This window comes from Longimonas halophila, from assembly GCF_002554705.1.
GTDB classification, from domain to species: domain Bacteria; phylum Bacteroidota; class Rhodothermia; order Rhodothermales; family Salinibacteraceae; genus Longimonas; species Longimonas halophila.
In genome coordinates, this window is record NZ_PDEP01000001.1 from 425,040 (window position 1) to 444,534 (window position 19,495).

The window sequence follows — 19,495 nt, forward strand, 5'->3', positions numbered from 1 at the left end:
CACGCTTACTCTTTCCAACCTAACCTCTCTGAATTATGAGTACGTCCAGCCAATACGACGTCGTCATTGTAGGCGGCGGCACCGCCGGTATCACCGTTGCTGCTCAGCTCCAGCAGTCCGACCGCGCTCCCGAATCCATTGCCATCATTGAACCCTCAGACACGCACTACTACCAGCCCATTTGGACGCTGGTGGGCGCAGGCGTCTTCGACAAGGAGATCTCCGAGCGCCCGATGGCCGATTACATTCCCGAAGGCGCCACATGGCTGCAGGATGCTGCGGCCTCGTTCGATCCCGAAGCAAATACCGTCACCACCAAAGGCGGCGACACGGTCGCATACAACTACCTGGTCGTGGCTCCGGGTTTGCAGCTTGACTGGGACGCGGTGCCTGGGCTTGCTGAATCTATTGATGATCCCAACTCGGGCGTGGTGAGCAACTATGCCTACGAGTACTGCGAAGACACGTGGGACGTGATGCAGCAGTTGAAACCGGGCGACAATGCGGTCTTTACACAGCCTGCCACGCCCATTAAGTGTGGCGGGGCCCCGCAGAAGATCATGTACCTGACTGCCGACCATCTGCGTCGCGAGGGCATTCTCGACGACGTGTCGGTACAGTTCTACACGCCGGGGACCGTCATCTTTGGCGTCGAGAAATTTGCGCGCACACTTCGAAAAGTGGTTGACCGCTACGGCATCGACGTGAACCTGCACAGCGAACTCGTGGAAGTGCGTTCGGCGTCCAACGAAGCGGTCTTCCGAGCGACGGGCGGCGACAGCGCGCCCTCTGAGCGCGTAGTGCCATACGACATGCTGCACGTCACGCCGCCGCAGAGTGCGCCCGACTTCATCAAAGAGAGCCCGCTCTCCAACGAGGATGGCTGGGTCGATGTGGATAAGTACACGCTTCAGCACACCACCTACGAGAACGTCTTTAGTCTGGGGGATGCCGGAAGTACGCCCAACGCCAAGACGGGCGCGGCAGTGCGGAAGCAAGCCCCCACCGTGGTAGAGAATCTGCTCCAGCTGATGCACGACGGCGAAATCACCGCCCCAAAAGAGTACAACGGCTACGCGTCGTGTCCCCTCGTTACCGGATACGGGAAGCTCGTGCTGGCCGAGTTCGACTACAACAACGAACCCGACCCCAGCTTCTCGTTCGATACCAGCCAGGAGCGGTATAGCATGTACGCACTCAAGGCGTACGGCCTGCCGCAGATGTACTGGCACGGCATGCTGCGCGGACGCGCGTAGCGAAGTGGCAGCGACTGAAGCCCATACGCTTTGACGTTCGGGCACGGTAACTCACATATCGACTTCATGCAAGCAGCTCGTGACGTTGGCTACGGGCTGCTTGCGTGTATGGGGCGTCCCATAAAGCTGATTTAGGCTCTTGGGATGCCATTGGGCAGGCACTTCTGCACCCGTCGTTCATATAACAAGATGTCTACATCCTGCACCCTTGCAGCTTCTGATGCTATGGACACGCCAAGCGTATCCCAACAAAGCACGACCCAAACGCCGCCTGTCTCCGAGTACGAGCAGGAGCGGGGAAAGCCTATGCCCAGCAAACTGCACAGTATTACCCAAAAGAAACTAATCGTCGCGCTTCACAAGTTTGAGCCTCCATACACCGTATTTAGTGAACTGACAGTCGAGCTTTCTGAGCGCTACTTTACACCAGACATATCGGTGTACGAAGAGCGTGCTATGGACTACACGTTTGACGAAGTGCGCATGACCGAGCCGCCGCTGCTCACGGTCGAAATTGCCTCGCCCACGCAGGGCGTGCAGCCCCTGATTGACAAGATTCGGTTTCTGCTGGGCGAGGGCGTGCAGTCGTGCTGGCTGGTGCAGCCGCAGCTGCGCACGATTACGATATATCATGGCGATATGCAGCACACCACCTACGCCGACGGATCGGTGACGGACCCCAATCTTGAGATCACCATCGACCTGGCCGACGTGTTTGCGGTCGCATAGCTGCTACTCGTGCACGCTGTTTTGCACGTCGGCAAGCAGCGACCGGTAAGCGGTGCGCATGGCATCGGAGGCATACAGTTCATTGTGCCCGCCGCCTTCTACGATAACAAGCTCTTTGCTGGAGGTGCGTGCGTCATCGTAAAGCGTCTCGGCCATCTCGGACGGGGTGATGCCGTCGTCGGAGCCGCCCACAATAAGCAACGGCACCTCAATGCTTGCAATACGCGCCCGGTTGTCTTCCTGGCGCAGCGAATCAGCAAAGTCAAAGCCCACAAACAGGCGCAGGTACCACGGCAGAAGCGCCTTTTCCCACGCCTCAACATTCGTGGCCGGATTCTCCAGCACCACGCCGCCCACGGGGCGTTCGTTGGCCAGATACGTGGCCATGAAGGTGCCCAGCGAGTGCCCGTGCACGACCAGGCGTTCGGCATCGACCCCAAGCTCGCCTGTCACGTACTCGTACACCGTCAGGGCATCTTGCTTGAGATGCGCAACCGTGGGCGCGCCCTCGCTTTTGCCGTAGCCGCGATAGTCCCACATCAGAGCGCGGGTCGGTAGCTCCGCAAACGTCTTCACATAGCCGCTCGACTGCACAAGGTAGAAGCCCTGTCCGCCAAAGAAGAGCACGGTGGCGTCGGTGTTGTCGGGGCGGAGCCACCAGGCATCGAGGACCACCGAGTCGGGCTCCGCAGTGGTGGAGACAATCGTACGCTCATCAAGCGTCACACCGTCCATGCTGAACGTGGCCGGGGTAATGGACGGCTTGGGCATGAACACGTCTTCTTCGGCAATCGGAATGGAGCCGCAGCCTGTGCATCCGGCCAGAACCAGTAGAAAAAGCAGAAGTGGAGTGAGATGAGATGCTGTAACAGGACGGGCCATCATTGCAGGGTGTTTGGGGGATGCGCGTGGATGTATCTGTACCCCACACTGAAAAGCGGGTTTGGAACGACTCTGCTACGCCTTGGCCTACTCCTCATCACGCGCGTGGGTTGCTCTACTCGTGGCCCCGACGTACTCACGTCGTGGTAGAAGGAAGGGCGACCATGGGCACCAGGCCGGGCTTTACTACGAAGGTGTCGGGGGCATACGAGAGCAGCTCGCCGTCGGCGTTGCACACGAGCGGCGGGTCGGTTTCAACCTGAATGGATTGCGCAGTGTAGGCCGTGACCAGCGGGTGGTTGGTGTAGCATCCGGTAAGGACCTGCTGCACGACGCTTGTGATTTGCGAGGGCGAACCGGCCCGCACGGTCACCACGTTGAGCTGTCCGTCGAACGGGTCGGCGCCGGGAGCTACCTCCATCCCGCCCGCAGCGGTGGCGGCGTTGGCTACGACGACATTCAAGACATCGGGGCGCGACACGGTAGTGCCATCGAGCGTGAGGGTGAGGTCGTAGCGGCGCAGCTTGGGCAGCACCTGCGCTGCGCCCATCACGTAGGCCAGCGGGCCAAGCAGCGATTTAGGGCCGCGCGACAACGCCTTGTCGATGTACCCGCCAAAGCCGCCCACGCACACGTTGAGCGCAAGCCGCTCGGTGACCCCGCGATTCTGAATAGCGAGGACGTCCATAGGGCACGGGGGCGCGGTGCAGGCAAGACGCAGGGCCTCGGGGAGCGACTCAGGTAGGGCAAGGCTGCGGGCGAGGTCGTTGCCCGTGCCCACCGGCGCAAGTCCGACCGCGTCGACCTGCGGAAGCACGCCCATGTTGTGGAGCGTATTGACGAGGAGATGCAGCGTGCCGTCGCCCCCGGCGGCTACGAAGCGGCGCGTGCCATCGGCCCAGTGGGTGCGGAGGGCGGCCTTGGCTTCGTGGGGACTGTGGGTGATGCGCAGCAGGGCACGGTCTGCCAGCGCTTCGGTAGCGGCACGCAGGTCGGCGAGGGCGGTGCCGCCGCCGGCGTTTGCGTTGGCCAGAATGAGCGGGGGAGCAGCAGGCATTAGCGGTAGAGGCCGGGGAACGGAGACGCAGCCATGGGGCCGCATCGAAACGGAAGAGTGTTGCGGAGGCAGAGGCTTTCTCTTTCCCTCTTAATCCGCTTCATAGAACGGGTTTGCTTCGGGCGTGTCGCGTCCGTCGTGGATGGCGCTGTAGCGCACGTAGTTATCGGCGTAGGGACGGATGGTGGCGACTTCGTCGTCGGTCAGCTCGCGCACCACGGTGGCGGGCTGCCCGAGCACGAGCGAGCGGGGCGGCACCGTAGTGCCTTTCGTGACAAGCGTACCGGCGCCTACAATGCTGTGCGATCCGATGTCGGCGTGATCCATGACCGTGGCGCCCATGCCAATAAGCACCGTATCTTGGATGGTGCAGCCATGGATAATGGCGCCATGGCCCACCGTCACGTAATCGCCAATGGTAGTGGGGGCGGTCCCGTGGGTAACGTGCACGACGGAGTTATCCTGGATGTTGGAGGCGGTGCCGATCTGAATAAAGTTCACATCGCCGCGCAGGGTGCAGTGGTGCCAGATGCTGGATTTGGGGCCAAGCGTAACATCGCCAATGACCACGGCGGTGTCGGCAATGTAGTTGGAGGCGTCGTACTGGGGCGCTTTACCTAAGAAGGGACGAATCATGTGGGCAAGGGGTTGGCAGAGGCAGCAGAGCATTCGTAGGATACGAAAGGGGGTGGGCGAAGGCAACCGATGACGGTCCGCAAGGCCCTATACGACGCCGGTTGGCGGGCAAGCGGAGACAGAAACGTGGCGAAGCGCTTCCATTTTTTGCAGAAAGACGTTGCAATCGAGCCCGCTGATGTGCACATTAGGAACCCGGCGCTTACCGAAGGGTGTCGCGCAGGCTTCGTTTCCTTTCGTTTTCGTGACTTGGTTCGTCAGACATTATGAGTGATTCCTCGATTGCTGAACACGCCGACCTGGGCGATTTTAAGACGCTTGAGCAATTTATTCTGGAGACGCAAAGTGAGTATGAACACTCCAGTGGTTCGTTTTCGCGGCTTCTGCGCGATATGAGCGTGGCAGCCAAGATTGTGAATCGTGACATGCGTCGTGCGGGACTGCTTGACATTTATGGGCAGACGGGCATAACGAACGTGCAGGGCGAGGTGCAGAAGAAGATGGATGCGCTGGCTCACAAGGAGTTTGTGCTGGCGCTGCGCCGTGGCGGGGAGTGCTGCCTGATTGGTTCGGAAGAGCATGCGGAGGCGATCCCGATTGATGCCAGTAGCGAGTCGGACGGCCACTACATTGTGCTGATGGATCCGCTCGACGGCTCCTCGAACATCGATGTGAACGTGTCGGTGGGTACCATCTTCAGCATCTACCGCATCCCCGACGACGTGCCGCCGGAAGAAGCTACGCTCGACGACGCGCTACAGCCCGGCACCGATCAGGTAGCGGCGGGATACATCGTGTATGGCTCCTCGACGATGCTTGTGTACACGACGGGGCACGGCGTAAACGGGTTCACGCTCGATCCGTCGATTGGCGAGTTTCTGCTGTCGCATCGCAACCTCCAGACGCCCGATCGTGGGAGCATCTGTTCCATCAACAGCGGCAACTATCACGCTTTCGATCAAGGGCTGCGCGACTACCTCAACTGGCTGCAAGAATACGACGAAAACGACCCCAATCGTCCAGCAAAAACACGGTACATTGGGTCGTTCGTATCCGATTTCCACCGCAACATGCTCATGGGGGGCATCTACATGTACCCGTCCACGCAGGGCAACCCCGACGGCAAACTGCGCCTGATGTATGAGGCGAACCCGATGGCGTTCTTGATCGAGCAGGCGGGCGGCAAAGCAACTAACGGGAAGACGCGTATCATGGAGCTTGAGCCGGAGTCTCTGCATCAGCGCACGCCGCTCTTTATCGGCAGCCCCGACATGGTTGACCGTGCGCACGCTTTCCTCCAAGGCAACGCGCCGCAGCAGCGAACATCGTAGCAGGCGTACCCCGGTACGTGTGATCGCTCCCCCCTCGGTGCTTGTTTGAGGCCGTATGGATATTGCCGACTTGCCCACGCGGGCGCCGGAAACGGTGCCCGCCGAAGCACTCACCATCACTGACCCGCCCGACTGCACATTTAGCGGGTGGACGTCTGACGTGTTTGAGATGCTTGGGCGGCTCCGCGAAACCCCGCACATCGACCAGTACAACAACGAGAAGCCGCATCTACACGAGATCCTAAAGGATCCGTTTAAGCGCTACCGTGACGACCTGGTGGTGAACTGGGTGCTGCCCAGCCGCCTCGACTTCGAAACCGAGCGGTACGTGTTCAGCCGTCTCCTCAAGAACGACTTCGGGGCAGGCGGCTGTCACGATAACCTGTGGATGGCGTTCTACCGTCCGCACACGAAGCGCCTGAATGATGTGCAGATCTCCCATCGCATCGACCCCGACGGCTTTCAGGTCGGCATTTTTGTGGGAGCACACGCTACCGACCTGCTCCACCAGGCGCAGCAGCGCATTGAGCAGGCCCCCGATACGTACGTGGAGCACGTCAACGCTTGCTTGCAGCGCGACGGGTGGCGGTTCTACTATCGTTCGGGAAGCGGAACGCCCACCACGCACACCGATCCGCTCGACACCCTCCCCGAGGCCGTCCTCAAGGCCGATGGAATTTGGCTGCGCCGCTTCATGCCACGTGAGCAGGTGCTGGAATGGGGAGCAGAGCTTGTTGCTGAAGCACTCGATGCCGTACAGCGCGTTTGGCCGCTTTACCGCTTCTATCTGACCAGTCGGTAAGCAAACCCACTGCTTCCGACTCACATGCGATGTATAGCCACTTGCCCAGCTACCTGCATTTCATTGTGGATGCAGAGCCTTCCGATTTCTTCGGAAAATAGTACACGCAGTGGAGAGGCATGTCTATCATAATGAACGTATGTGCTCACGCGCATCCGTCAAAGGAGGTAAGAGCGTGAGCCAAAAACGCTAAATAGGAGTGTCGAAGCTGCGTATCTCATTCGTGCGTCAACGCGCATGTTGTGTTTGCGCTATGCCGTATCGCTCCATACACCAAAGGTCCACAGTTGCGTCATGATTAGAGCCTGTGGCATATGGATTGCAAGATAGTTGGGGCACGGCCTTAGAGCCTTGCACCCGGAATTGATGTTTTACGGATTACGAGCAGGACGTATGTACCAACAGACGAGTTCACATCCTGAGCCTGGCGAGAAAGAGCGTGTGCAAGATGGGCTGCGCATTCGCGCGGGCATGCCCTATCCACGCGGCGCCACCTGGGATGGCATCGGCGTTAACTTTGCGCTGCACAGCGCCCATGCCGAAAAAGTAGAACTGCTGCTGTTCGAGAACGCGTCGGATGGCGCCCCCAGTCATGTGTTCGAGTTGCCCGAGCAAACCGGTCCGATGTGGCACGGCTACATCGTGAACCTGCGTCCGGGTCAGCTCTATGGCTACCGCGTGTACGGCCCGTACAACCCAGCGGATGGACATCGCTTCAACCCAAACAAAGTGCTGCTCGACCCCTACGCCAAAGCCATTGGACGTCCCTTGCAATGGGACGACAGCCTCTACGGATACGATGTGGATAGCGACCACGGCGATCTTTCGTTCTCCGAAACCGACAGCGCCCCCTATGCGCCGCTTGGCGCGGTGGTCGAGGAGACCTTTGCATGGCAGCGCGACCAGTCGCCCGGCATTCCGTGGGAGGAGACGATCATTTACGAGACGCATGTGAAGGGCGCTACCAAGCGGCACCCCGATGTGCCTCCTGCGCTGCGTGGCACCTATCTGGGGCTGGCGTCCGAGCCGATGATCGACCACTTCAAGAGCCTTGGCGTAACAACGGTGCAACTGCTACCTGTACATGCCAAGTTGAACGACCACTTCCTCGTTGAAAAGGGCCTCACAAATTACTGGGGATACAACACGTTAGGCTATTTTGCACCAGAGCCATCGTATGCAAGCAATGGGTCTGTTTCGGCGGTGCGCGACTTCAAGATGATGGTACGTGCGCTGCATGCGGCGGGCCTCGAAGTCATTATTGACGTGGTGTATAACCACTCCTGCGAAGGCAGCGAACTTGGACCCACGCTGTCGCTCCGCGGGATCGATAACCGCACGTACTACAAGGTGAACCCCGACGATGCGCGCTATTACATCGACTACACGGGTACCGGCAACACGCTCGATCCGGGCGACCCCTACGTGCTGCAGCTGATTATGGACAGCCTGCGCTACTGGGTCGAGGAAATGCATGTTGACGGGTTCCGGTTCGACCTGGCCTCAACGCTGGCCCGTGAGCTGTACGACATTGACATGCTGGCGCCTTTCTTCAAAATTATTCAGCAGGATCCGGTTATCAGTCAGGTGAAACTCATTGCCGAACCATGGGACGTGGGGCCGGGTGGCTACCAGGTGGGTGGTTTTCCGTGGCAGTGGGCCGAGTGGAACGGACGCTACCGCGATTCGGTGCGCAGCTACTGGCGCGGCGACCACGGACTGAATGGCGAAATTGCTACCCGTATGGCCGGATCGAGCGATCTTTACGAACGCTCAGGCCGACGCCCCTTTGCCTCCATCAATTTCTTGACTGCGCATGATGGTTTCACGCTCGAAGACCTCGTAAGCTACGAACACAAGCACAACGAAGCCAACCTCGAAAACAACCAGGACGGCCACGACCACAACCTGAGTACGAACTGCGGCGTAGAGGGGCCCTCCGAAGATCCGGTGGTGCTGGCGTGCCGCGAGCGCCGTAAGCGCAGCCTTATGAGCACCATGTTGCTCTCGCAAGGCGTGCCCATGATTTTGGGAGGCGATGAACTCTCGCACACGCGTGGGGGCAACAACAACCCATACTGCCAGGACAACGAAACCACATGGTACGATTGGAACCTGACGCCCCGCAAGGAGAAGTTCTTGGAGTTTGTAAAGGGACTCACCGACTTTCGTAAAGCACACCCGAGCTTCCGGCGGCGCCACTTCCTAAGCGGGCCGGAAGACGAAAACGTGAGCGATGCCATCTGGTGGCATCCTGACGGGCGCGAGATGGAGAGCGAAGACTGGGATCACAACCACCTTACCACCTTCGGGTTTATCTTACACGGCACGCTGGTGCAAAAAGACAGCCGCGGCAAGGCCATCCGGGATGACACGTTCTTCATCGTTATGAACCAGGGCGAGGATCAGCAGGTGGTGCATCTGCCCGAAAAGGACGCTCTGCAGCAGACCTGTGTGCGGTGGACGGTGGTGTCAGAGCTGCGCGAAGGGCTGGCTACTGCGCAGACCAAGTACGCCCCTGGCGGCATTCTGCGCTTGCCTGGACATACCCTTACCGCTCTGAAAGCCGAGCTGGAACCGAAGTCTTGATCAGCGTAATGAAGGCGCATGAAGCCCGAATGGGCACACGAGTAACGGTCTAATGCTAAGTGACGAAAGGAATGGGCCTGTAGCCGGAGACTGGGAGTGCCCCGGCGCGGACGTCTCCGGTAGGAGCGAGTGGGGGACTGTTCGCCCCAGGGAAGGCTTTCAGTACAGGTAAAGTCGTTCCAGAGGTATGATAGACATGCCCTGCCTGCTCTACCCCATTTTGCTATTGGGATGCATACGGCTCCCGTTTTCTCCACAGGAAATAACGGAACAAATTACACGGTTCCTCATAGGATGCGGCTGCTTATAGCTTATACTTTACGCTCCTACGGATTACGTGCTCCATGACGCAGAACGTGCAGACCATCCCGCTGGATGAACTCTCCGACGATGTACAGCTCTCGAAGCAGACCATCGTGCGGTGGATTGACCGCCACCTGATTGATGCAGAGTTAGACTGGGCCCTTTCGGACGAAAACGAGGAGGTGCGCATGATCACGCTGACCGACGACTCGCTGGATTTCCTGCGGTCGTTTGCTGAAGACTACCGCGAAGACGTGGTAAGTCGTACGGAAGCGCGCCACATCCTGAAACAGATCGACCGGAAGAAGATCAAGAAGCTCATCCGGGCGGGCGACGTGAAGGATGTCGAAGTCGACGAAGAGACGCGCATCGTGGTGGGCAGCATCGAAGACTATATGCGCCGCCGCGAAGGCAATGGCGAAGAGGAAGAAGAATAGCACGCCCCGCTACCATGTCGGCTGTGCTGAACGAAAACGCTCGACTGCCACACTATGTGGAGGGTCGAGCGTTTTGCTGTTGAAGAAAAGGGCTACTTCCCGTGCTTCGTTACGAATAAGTTGCAATTCCGACTTGAAAATTAGATTGGGGGGGTAAATGCGAGTGCGTGATGATCAGTCATCTTCGTACGCACTTCATTATAATCCTCTCAAAGTGCATAACCGCTATGATTCGTGTGGCGAGTGTATTATTCGGTCTTCTTTTATTCGTGACTGTTGCAAGTATTAGTGGCCATGAAGCCGGGGAAACAATGGTTTCAACGAGCTGTGCAGCAGTTCAATCATCAGACGTGCGAATGTCATCACCAGATTGCCCAGACGCAGAAGACTGGTGCTTGGCTGAAGTTTATGAAAATAAGATCGTCTTTTATCTCGGTCAGCCAGTTACGGTGACTCCTTAGTAGTGCGTGATGAGGGGTTGTATTAAACTGAGGCAAAACGATAAAAGACGCGCATGTTGAGTCGAAAAATATTGATAATTGTGGTTGGCCTGCTGCTCGCCGCCTGTGGTACTGAGCAGCAGGCCAGCGAGGTGCATTCCGAGGGTACCTGGGAGCCGCTTCCAAATCTTGAACTGAGCGAATATGGTCTTTATGCAAGTTTCGATGCCAATGACCGGTATCTTGCCTGGATCGAAATGTATGAAAATCAGGTGTTTGTGTATGATCTCAATGCGGATAGCTTAGCCCATCAAATCAGCATTCCGAGAGGAGAAGGGCCTGGAGAAGCCGAGCAGATGTTCAGTCTGGCTATAAGCCCAGACAACCGTATTTTTATTACGCGTCCCAACGACCCGCGTGTGCTCCGTCTAAATGCAGCCCAGTTTGAAGGGGTTGAAACAGTGCAACTTGCAGAAATACCTGCACGGATAAAAGCAGCGGGCCATGACCTGGTAGCCCTAACGCTCAATGCGCCTGATAAGCTCATGGTACGATTGCCCACCGATGGAGGCCGTGAGATTGCGCTCGGCGGAGACGAACTGGATATAGATGACGTCTTCGGGCCCAATCCGTTTCTGCAAGCGGGGCACATCACGACCTCTGATGAGCACGCGGTGTTTAGCGCGCAGTACATGCCCATGCATGTGGTATACACTCTCGATTCCAACGCGCATAACCAGACGATTACCTACGAAGATGTGAGCGATGTGCGCTCGAACGCATCCAGTGCGCAGAGCGAGAGCGGAATGCGGGCAGTTGTCCCTCCTGGGGAAGTAGATCTGCTGCTCCATAATACTGCAGGCGTTCCCAACGAGCCTACACGTTTGGCAAAACTGTTGGAAGGAGAGGGCGGACGCAACGGCTCTTACTCGCTGGATAATCTTTACATCTATGACTGGACCGCCAACGAAATTTTGAACTCGATCGCCTTGCCTGCCAAGGGAAAGCAAGTAGTCAGCAATTCCAGCGACCTATTCCTATACAGCGAAGAAAACTACACCGTGTACCGATATCTGCCTGAACGGGAATAACGTATCAGCTATTCTCGCCTCCACATATCCACACGGTTTAAACCGGGTTAGTGGTTGTATTGTTAAGGGACTGCTGCCTTCAGCATACGGTCTTCGCCATGCAGCTTGGGAATCCCCTGATACTGAAGAGCCCTCATCGGCAGGTCATCCTGACCTCCGACGACTGTCGGAGGGAAGGATCTCAACGCTGACCTTGCACGCTCGGAATCACGCCTCCCGCTGGAGCGCCCATCGCGCGTCTATGAGGTAGGCCCTCTGACCGCGTGACCTGAGCTGCTTCACTGACTGCGTTCAGCATGACGGTAGCGGACGGCTCGGTGGAAAAATCCCGTGTGCATGAAATTACTTAGCGCCTGATACCAGGTGCGAGACTTCGATGTACACGTTAGGTTGGAGGCCGCCCGGGATATCCGCTTCGCTCCTGATCCCGGGCTAAGGATTTGCAGCCCATAGCCGGGGACCGCTTGCGTCCCCGGCGACATAAAGGCGAGTTTCGTCGCTCACCGATTGCAAACACCTGTATGATGATTAAGCGCAGATGGTATGACTACTCCGTTTGCCTCTCTCAACCCTCACGACCGGTCGGCCACGGCCTCTTCCGCGTCGATCCATGCATCCAGCTGATCGCGAAGCGAATCTACGTCGAACAGGCCCATGACGCTGTGCGTGACCTGGCCCTCAGGGCTGATGAGCACGGTCGTGGGCAGGGCGTACACCGTGCCGAGCGTCTCCTCCAGCTGGTTGTCCTTTTCGACCACAATTGGGTAGTTGATCTCCATGTCTTCTACAAAGGGCGTAACTACCGATTCGCCCTCCTGATCGCGCGAAACGCCGACGAGCGTAAGCCCGCGATCGCCGTACTCGTTCTGGAGATCAATGAGATCCGGAATCTCTTTGCGGCACGGGGGGCACCACGTTGCCCAGAAGTTGAGCACGACGGGCCCCTCGGTGTTGCGCAGCGCAATCTCTTCGCCCTCCAACGTGGTGAGCGTCAGGTCAGGGGCCGGAAACGGATCGTTGAGGGCCGACTCGTCAATCGACGGGTAGCCCTGGGCCGTGTCGCTTGGGGCGCTAATCCGCGGGGCTTCTGCGGGGTCAATGCGGTCGGATGTATCGCCTCCGCATCCCCCCATAGCAAGTAGGAGGGCGAGCAGACATGTGGGGACTGCAGCACGCAAAGGATGTACCGTAGAGAAAAGACGCATATCCATTACGCGGGCAGGTCAAGTTTGTGGAGGGCATCGGAGAGGCGATCTGGCGACACGCGGTTGTGGTTCAGATGCTGTACCACCTTGCCGTTATGCACAATGATTGCCTGAGGCGTTTCATGGCGCAGGCTTAAATCCTCTGCAATCTGGTTCGATACCGGGCGCGACGACTGCACCGTAACGCGGTACACCGGCCAGTCGGCATGGTCATCGCTCCATGTGTCAATGTTGCGCTGCGCCCAGGCACTGGTGGGGCACGTAGCGCTGTGCTTGTACACCAACACAGGATATTCAAAAGACGCCTCACGCGCAGCGTTCCAGTCCGCTACCGAAGTCATTTCAGAAACCATAGAAAAAGAAGTCAATCTCAAAAACCAATCAACAAAGCGTAGCAATAAACGTTGTGTATCACTACCCTGGTGGGGACGATCTAACCATGCTTATCTTTAGGCGCTCAATTTGATCATGGCACAACGTACGAATTCTGCGAATACGGTGCAGTGGGAACTCGGCGACCTCTATGCCACCCCCGATGCGTTACGCGCTGATATGGAGGCGTTACAGGCGGATGCAGAGGCGTTTGCCGATGCGCATCGCGGACAGATCGCAGATTGTGAGGCCCCGGCGCTTGCCGAACTGCTCGATACGTACGAGACCTTGCTCGACCGCGCCGGACGCGCCCATGCCTACGCCTTTCTGCGCTGGGCCACCAACACCGGCGACGAAAAGCGTGGGGCCCTGCTCCAGCATGTGCGCGAGCAGTATGCGCAGTTGCAGCAGCAGCTCTTGTTTGTGGAGGTCGAGTGGACGCGTGTTGACGACGAGCGTGTCGCCCAGCTTTTGGAGCACGACGCGCTGGCCCCCTACACACACTACCTGGAGGTGGAGCATGCTCGCGCCGATCACGTGCTCACCGAGCGCGAGGAGCAGGTGCTCTCCGAGAAAAATGTGACCGGCCACAGCGCCTGGACGCGCTTCTTCGACGAAACCCTCGGCGATCAGCGCTACACCGTTGACGGCGAGGCGCTCTCGCAGCAAGAAATTCTCTCCAATCTCTACGAGCCCGACCGCGACACGCGCCGCACGGCGGCCCTGGCCTTCACCGATGGACTCACCGAACTGCAGCGTCCGCTTACCTTCGTCTTCAACACCGTGCTGGCCGACAAAGCCTCCACCGACCGCCTCCGCGACTACGATCACTGGCTGCAGTCGCGCAACGAGTCGAATCAGGTGGAGCACGAGATGGTCGAGGCGCTCATCGACGCGGTAACCGGGCGCTACGATCTGGCCGGGCGCTTCTACCGGCTCAAAAAGAAGCTCCTGGGTCTCGACACGCTCTACGATTACGACCGCTACGCACCTATCCAAGAGGCCACCACCACATACGAGTGGGACCGCGCCCGCTCGCTTGTGCTGGATGCGTATGGCACCTTCCACCCGCGCATGGCCGACGTAGCGCGCCGCTTCTTTAAGGAAAACTGGATCGACGCGGCCCTGAGCGAGGGCAAGCGCAGCGGGGCGTTCAGCCACAGCACCGTGCCGAGTGCGCATCCATACGTGCTGCTCAACTACACCGAGCGGGCCCGCGATGTGCAGACCCTGGCGCACGAGCTGGGCCACGGCGTGCATCAGTACCTGGCGCGGGGGCAGGGCGCGCTGCAACAGAGCACACCGCTGACCACCGCCGAAACCGCCTCCGTCTTTGGCGAGATGCTTGTCTTCCAGGAGCTGATGCAGACGCAAGACACGCCCGAAGACGAGCTGGCGCTGCTCATCAGCAAGATCGACGACACTATGGCCACGGTCTTCCGTCAGGTGGCCATGAACCGCTTCGAAGACCGCATCCACACGCACCGCCGCACCGAGGGGGAGCTTTCGGCTGATGACTTTTCTGCGCACTGGATGGAGACCCAGCGCGCCATGTTCGACGGCAGTGTGACGCTTGGCGATCATTACCGCCACTGGTGGAGCTACATCCCGCACTTTCTGCACACGCCGGGCTACGTCTACGCCTATGCCTTTGGCGAACTGCTTGTGCTGGCGCTCCACGCCCGCTACCAGGACGCCCCCGACGGATTCGCTGACCGCTATCTGTCGGTGCTCGAAGCAGGCGGATCCGAGTGGCCGCATCGCCTTATGGAGCGCATGGGCGTAGACCTTACGAATCCTGCGTTCTGGGAAGAGGGACTGCGCGAGATTGAGGCCCTCATCGATCGAGCCGAATCGCTTGCCGAATCTGCATCTACTCCTGCTCATGCCGGATAATCCTGCTGCATCCCCCCAAAACAGTAGCTCACGCGCCAGTAGCCAGCCGGCGTTCTGGGACGAACGCTACCAGGCGCATGATCGCCTCTTTGGCACCGCCCCCGATCCGTTCTTGGCGGATGCGCTGAGCAGTCTTCCATCTGGGGCTTCTGTGCTGGATGTAGGAGGCGGCGATGGGCGCAACACCCTTCCCCTGGCGCACGAGCATGGTTTTGAGGTGACGGTGCTCGACTTTGCACCGCATGCGCTCGACACGGCGGCGGCCTACGCGAGCGCGCACGGCATCGCCACTACCGCGCTTCATGCCGACGTGCGCACGTGGACGCCCCAGCGCCGCTACGATGCGGCTGTCGTTGCCTTCGTACAACTCCTGCCGGATGAGCGCATCCGGCTCTACGATCAGCTGCGGGCAGCGGTGCGTCCGGGGGGCGCAATCATCGGACTGTGGTTTCGCGATGGGCACGGCGGCGACGCATACGACCGCATCGGACCGTCGAAGCCCGACCGGTATGTGCATGAGCGCGAGATCCGCGAAGCGTTCGCCGCCGACACCGTGCACACCTGCGCGCCGGTAGACCGCACGGTGCAGCAGGGACCGGTGCTGCGTGGGCATGCCGCGCTGGTACAGGTGCATGTGGAGCGTGGACCAGACGAAGGCCAATGAACATACCGAAGCAATCGACCCACACGTCCAGTCGGGGAATCCCCCACGACACAGCACGGGATAACAGCGGCCTCACCTATTGCAAAACAGGAGTCTACGCACTATCATGAGGCTATAACGTACCATTCGTCTATTGTGTCATAAGGCGCTTCATTGGCATGCTTGACATTGACCGGATTCTCGTTCCTCGCGATTTCTCTTCGACCTCAAATCGTGCTGTGCAGTACGCGGTTGATTGGGCCCGTCGCACAGGAGCAACATTGCATGTCGTGCATGCCGAAGTCTTACACCAAACCCTGGATGAGGAAACGGTACAGGGTGAGCGGGAAACCATGGAGCGCCTGCGCGAGCGGCTACGCCATCTACAGGGCGATGCGATGACCGACCGCGAGATGGAACTTGAGGAGGCGGTGGTGCGCGACGTGGCTGCTGCTCCCGCCATTCTCGACTATGCCGATGATCACGACATTGACCTGATCGTGATGGGCACGCACGGACGCCGGGGCATGCGTCGCATGATCCTGGGCAGCGTGTCGGAGGAGGTCGTGCGCTATGCCTCTTGCCCCGTACTCACAGTGCGCGGAGACGGCTCTACTGACTTGGCCGACGCCCCGGCTCCAGTGCGCACGATTGGCGTGCCCGTCGATTTCTCGAAGCATGCGCGTGAGGCGCTGCACCACGCCGCCGCTGCTGCACACCTGCTAAATGCCGACCTGTTTGCGCATCATGTGCTTGAAGATACGCTGCACCCGGCATTTTACGTAGGGGGTGTGCAATCGGTGCACGACATTGATCCCGACATTGAGACCAAAGCGCAGTCGAAGCTCGATCGCTTTGTGAACGAGGCGCTTCATACGCCTGAGCACAAAGCCCTTACGGTGCGTACCCGCGTGGATGTGGGACGGGCGTCGCGTGTCATCCCTAAAGTGGCTGAAGACGAAGGCGTTGACCTGATTACCATGGCCACCCATGGGCGTACCGGGGGGACCGACTTTAAACTCGGCAGCGTCACGGAAAAAGTGGTGCGCCATGTGGCATGCCCGGTACTCACGGTAAAAGTACACGGACGGAGCCTGCTGGCCGCCGAACCAGCGTAGGAAGGTCGCTCAAGTGACCTTCTTGATGCTACGCTCGCACCTCCTTCATATATTCATTTAGCCCCCAGCCCCATGCTTGCCATTGACCGCATCCTGCATCCCACCGACCTCTCAGAAGGCGCACGCCGGGCGTTTGCATACGCGGCATCGCTTGCAAACTGGCACGATGCTGAGCTGCACATGCTTAACGTAGCAGGCCGCCACCAGCACAACTTTGAGGAGTTGCGTGATAGCTACCCGATTGACGGTGATACGCTTAATACCTGGGTACAAGATGCGGGCATCAGTCAGTTTGCCGCCGCCGACCTGGCAATTGTGCAGGTACAAGAAGAAGGTGCGGCTCCAGGCACCAACATTCTGTCGTATGCTAAAGAAACCCCTGCCGACCTGATTGTGATGGGTACACACGGGCGGCGCGGCGTAGACCGCATGCTGCTGGGCAGCGTAGCCGAAGAAGTGGTGCGGCAGGCGTCTTGCCCGGTCTGCACGGTGCGCAATGCCCTCGAAACGGCCCCCTCCGATGCCGTACGGCGCATTATGGTGCCTATCGATTTTTCGGATGCATCGAAGCGAGCACTCAAGCATGCACGCGAGTTGGCGCTTACGTATGGGGCCGAAATCGTGGCGATGCATGCCATTGAGGAGGTTGTGCTGCCCATGGCTTACGGCATGGCCCCCAAACAGGTAGATGCAGAAGCGGTGCGTCCCAACGTCGAAACCGCTCTGGCCGACCTGCTGGCCGAGCATGTGGGGGTAGAGCACGCGCGGGCCGAGATTCGGGTGGGCTACCCGCCGCAAGAAATACTGGATACCATCACCGACGAGTCGATCGACTGGGTTGTGATGGGCACGCACGGGCGGCAGGGCCTTAACCGGCTCCTCATGGGCAGCGTAGCCGAACGTATTGTACGGCACGCCCCATGTCCTGTGCTTACGTTGCAAGAAAACAGCCGTTCTATTCTCCCCGCATAAGCTGGCCGAGGAGATTCACTGCTACCGTAGACTTGACTTTACCACGCTATGACCATAGAAAACATCCTCATTGCCACCGACTTTTCTGACGCCTCTCAGTCGGCCTTGAAGCAGGCCCTGCGCTTTGCAAATACCTTTGGCGCAACCGTTCACATTCTGCATGTGGTAGACGAGTTGGAGCCCGGCTGGTATGGCGTTGACGACGCGAAAAAACGGGCCGATGCGCTCCGAGGTGCAATCAAGCAGGAGGCGCAGTCGATGCTGGTCGAGATGGTGCCCGATGATGCAGGGGTTGCGGTAAACACGCATGTGTCGATGCAGCTCAGCTTCGATGTGTCGGCCACAATCAACGAATATGCTTCCGAGCGCGACATCGATCTGATCGTGATAGGGAGTCGCGGGCAGACCGACCGCAGTGCATATGCGCTGGGCCGGGTAGCCAGCCAGGTGATCGAGGAGGCCCCATGCCCGGTGCTTGCCGTAGCTGAAACCGCACCGTGGATGGGGGCGAGCGAGCCGCTAAGCGACATTGTAGCCCCGATTGACTTCTCGAAGCCGTCGTACCAGGCGTATGCGCATGCTCGGTACCTGGCAGCAGCGTTCGGAGCACGATTGCATCTGGTCTTTGTCGCCGAGTCGCGGACAGTCCCGCTATTTAGCGACACCGGGCTGCCCGGACTTCGGACGATAGACATGCCTTCTGAAATCGTCGACAACAGCCGGGCGGCGCTTCAGCACATGATCGATCATGCCGACGGTCCCTCCGTTGAGCACAAGATCCACATTGAGAAGGGCGAACCTGCTGCCGCGGTGCTCGACCTTATCGAGCGAAAGGGCATTGGACTGGCCGTCATTGCAACGCGTGGCCACTCGGCGCTTGAGCGGCTACTTTTAGGCAGTACCACCCGGCGACTGCTGCGCATGGCTTCGTGTCCGGTGCTTACCTTGCGTACCCCCGCCAACAATGAGGCGAACGAAGCATAGTCGCGCGTCTCAACGACGGGGGCAGATGTAAGCTGCTTATCGCATAGCCTGTTCGGGCGCGTCTGGGGACGCAGAGCGCGAGGCATCGGGCTCGTCCGTGTACGGCCAGTCGAGCTCCTTTTCGTCTTCGGGGGCTTTCGGTAGGTCCGACAGCGAGAACGGCAGAGCCTCCTCTTCAATAAACGGCTCGGCCTCTTCAGGAGCAGGCATCTGCTGATACGTACGCAATCCACGCATGAAAATGAGGATCGGCGCGGTAATTGCAGCAACAGCGAAGGCCCCAATGCCGATGTTTATCCAGCTCGTGTTTACGCCGCCCAGGATAATCTGCATTACGCTGAACAAGAAGACCGCAAACGCGGCAATCGGAATAATGCTGAGCCACGCCAGAACGGGGGATGCATCTGTTTGCGGCTGCGCACTGTCTTTCATCTGGCGCGACAGCAGATAAAGGTATGTAGGGGCCCAGAACAAGACCAAAATAATACTAACGCTGAACCCGGTAGCCCAAAACGAGATGTTTGCTCCGTCGGCGAACATGCCAAGCAGCGACACAAGGGCCGACAAGCCCAGGAAAAGGCCGACCGTGCTAAGTATACGATTCATAGGAGTCAGGGGGTCAATGCGTTGGGGGATGCAAAGCCCAGCGTATGTGCAGCGAGTTGGGTAACGAATGCTGCATTGCGTAGGCCTTGGAGCCGGTTGGTCCGGCTTATTCTGTTGCTTCCCAACATACAACGCTCCTGTGTATG

19 protein-coding genes are annotated in these 19,495 nt (G+C 58.9%); 13 read left to right on the forward strand and 6 right to left on the reverse strand.

The window, feature by feature from the left end; all coding sequences use genetic code 11:
- Positions 1-35: 35 nt before the first annotated feature.
- Positions 36-1,256, forward strand: coding sequence for an NAD(P)/FAD-dependent oxidoreductase (locus tag CRI93_RS01675; RefSeq protein ID WP_098060860.1), 1,221 nt, complete (start codon positions 36-38; stop codon positions 1,254-1,256).
- A gap of 225 nt (positions 1,257-1,481) precedes the next feature.
- On the forward strand, positions 1,482-1,985 hold the full coding sequence (locus CRI93_RS01680) for a Uma2 family endonuclease (RefSeq protein WP_176521614.1): 504 nt from the start codon (positions 1,482-1,484) through the stop codon (positions 1,983-1,985).
- A 3-nt stretch (positions 1,986-1,988) separates the two neighbouring features.
- Here the strand turns inward: CRI93_RS01680 and CRI93_RS01685 are convergent, their stop codons facing one another.
- The 3 genes from CRI93_RS01685 to CRI93_RS01695 all read right to left on the reverse strand — a co-directional run bounded on the left by CRI93_RS01685 (position 1,989) and on the right by CRI93_RS01695 (position 4,560).
- Positions 1,989-2,867: an alpha/beta hydrolase gene (locus CRI93_RS01685; protein ID WP_245850254.1), complete on the reverse strand. Its 879-nt coding sequence runs from the start codon at positions 2,865-2,867 to the stop codon at positions 1,989-1,991.
- 136 nt (positions 2,868-3,003) lie between these two features.
- The gene (locus CRI93_RS01690; protein ID WP_176521615.1) at positions 3,004-3,924 is read right to left on the reverse strand and encodes a diacylglycerol/lipid kinase family protein; all 921 of its coding nucleotides are present in this window, start codon (positions 3,922-3,924) and stop codon (positions 3,004-3,006) included.
- Between the two features lie 90 nt (positions 3,925-4,014).
- Positions 4,015-4,560, reverse strand: coding sequence for a gamma carbonic anhydrase family protein (locus CRI93_RS01695; RefSeq protein ID WP_098060864.1), 546 nt, complete (start codon positions 4,558-4,560; stop codon positions 4,015-4,017).
- Between the two features lie 266 nt (positions 4,561-4,826).
- Between CRI93_RS01695 and fbp the strand changes: the two genes are divergently transcribed.
- The 6 genes from fbp (at position 4,827) to CRI93_RS01725 (ending at position 11,553) form a co-directional block, all read left to right on the forward strand.
- Positions 4,827-5,891: a class 1 fructose-bisphosphatase gene (gene fbp / locus CRI93_RS01705; RefSeq protein WP_098060866.1), complete on the forward strand. Its 1,065-nt coding sequence runs from the start codon at positions 4,827-4,829 to the stop codon at positions 5,889-5,891.
- A 55-nt stretch (positions 5,892-5,946) separates the two neighbouring features.
- A complete protein-coding gene (locus CRI93_RS01710; protein WP_098060867.1) occupies positions 5,947-6,693 on the forward strand; it encodes a hypothetical protein in 747 nt (248 codons plus the stop codon).
- A 471-nt stretch (positions 6,694-7,164) separates the two neighbouring features.
- Positions 7,165-9,282 carry a glycogen debranching protein GlgX gene (glgX, locus tag CRI93_RS01715; protein ID WP_342752062.1) on the forward strand — a complete coding sequence of 706 codons (2,118 nt, stop codon included), beginning with the start codon at positions 7,165-7,167 and terminating at the stop codon, positions 9,280-9,282.
- Positions 9,283-9,626: 344 nt separating this feature from the next.
- On the forward strand, positions 9,627-10,022 hold the full coding sequence (locus tag CRI93_RS01720) for a hypothetical protein (RefSeq protein ID WP_098060869.1): 396 nt from the start codon (positions 9,627-9,629) through the stop codon (positions 10,020-10,022).
- Between the two features lie 227 nt (positions 10,023-10,249).
- Positions 10,250-10,483 carry a hypothetical protein gene (locus CRI93_RS15020; RefSeq protein ID WP_141491518.1) on the forward strand — a complete coding sequence of 78 codons (234 nt, stop codon included), beginning with the start codon at positions 10,250-10,252 and terminating at the stop codon, positions 10,481-10,483.
- A 53-nt stretch (positions 10,484-10,536) separates the two neighbouring features.
- On the forward strand, positions 10,537-11,553 hold the full coding sequence (locus CRI93_RS01725; protein WP_141491519.1) for a hypothetical protein: 1,017 nt from the start codon (positions 10,537-10,539) through the stop codon (positions 11,551-11,553).
- 572 nt (positions 11,554-12,125) lie between these two features.
- On the opposite strand, the gene CRI93_RS01730 is transcribed toward CRI93_RS01725, so the two are convergent.
- Complete coding sequence (locus tag CRI93_RS01730; protein WP_176521617.1) at positions 12,126-12,686, reverse strand: TlpA family protein disulfide reductase; 561 nt, start codon at positions 12,684-12,686, stop codon at positions 12,126-12,128.
- A gap of 77 nt (positions 12,687-12,763) precedes the next feature.
- Positions 12,764-13,111, reverse strand: a complete 348-nt coding sequence (gene ytxJ / locus CRI93_RS01735; protein WP_098060872.1) for a bacillithiol system redox-active protein YtxJ — start codon at positions 13,109-13,111, stop codon at positions 12,764-12,766.
- 115 nt (positions 13,112-13,226) lie between these two features.
- Between ytxJ and CRI93_RS01740 the strand changes: the two genes are divergently transcribed.
- From CRI93_RS01740 to CRI93_RS01760, 5 genes are all read left to right on the forward strand, one after another.
- Complete coding sequence (locus CRI93_RS01740) at positions 13,227-15,026, forward strand: M3 family oligoendopeptidase (protein WP_098060873.1); 1,800 nt, start codon at positions 13,227-13,229, stop codon at positions 15,024-15,026.
- The gene (locus tag CRI93_RS01745; RefSeq protein ID WP_098060874.1) at positions 15,016-15,690 is read left to right on the forward strand and encodes an SAM-dependent methyltransferase; all 675 of its coding nucleotides are present in this window, start codon (positions 15,016-15,018) and stop codon (positions 15,688-15,690) included. Before CRI93_RS01740 ends, CRI93_RS01745 begins: the two co-directional genes overlap by 11 nt.
- Before the next feature lie 158 nt (positions 15,691-15,848).
- Positions 15,849-16,787: a universal stress protein gene (locus CRI93_RS01750; RefSeq protein ID WP_098060875.1), complete on the forward strand. Its 939-nt coding sequence runs from the start codon at positions 15,849-15,851 to the stop codon at positions 16,785-16,787.
- A gap of 72 nt (positions 16,788-16,859) precedes the next feature.
- A complete protein-coding gene (locus CRI93_RS01755; RefSeq protein WP_098060876.1) occupies positions 16,860-17,759 on the forward strand; it encodes a universal stress protein in 900 nt (299 codons plus the stop codon).
- Between the two features lie 48 nt (positions 17,760-17,807).
- Complete coding sequence (locus tag CRI93_RS01760) at positions 17,808-18,743, forward strand: universal stress protein (protein ID WP_098060877.1); 936 nt, start codon at positions 17,808-17,810, stop codon at positions 18,741-18,743.
- 36 nt (positions 18,744-18,779) lie between these two features.
- Here CRI93_RS01760 and CRI93_RS01765 read toward each other — a convergent pair whose 3' ends face one another.
- A complete protein-coding gene (locus CRI93_RS01765) occupies positions 18,780-19,349 on the reverse strand; it encodes a hypothetical protein (protein ID WP_098060878.1) in 570 nt (189 codons plus the stop codon).
- Positions 19,350-19,495 lie beyond the last annotated feature (146 nt).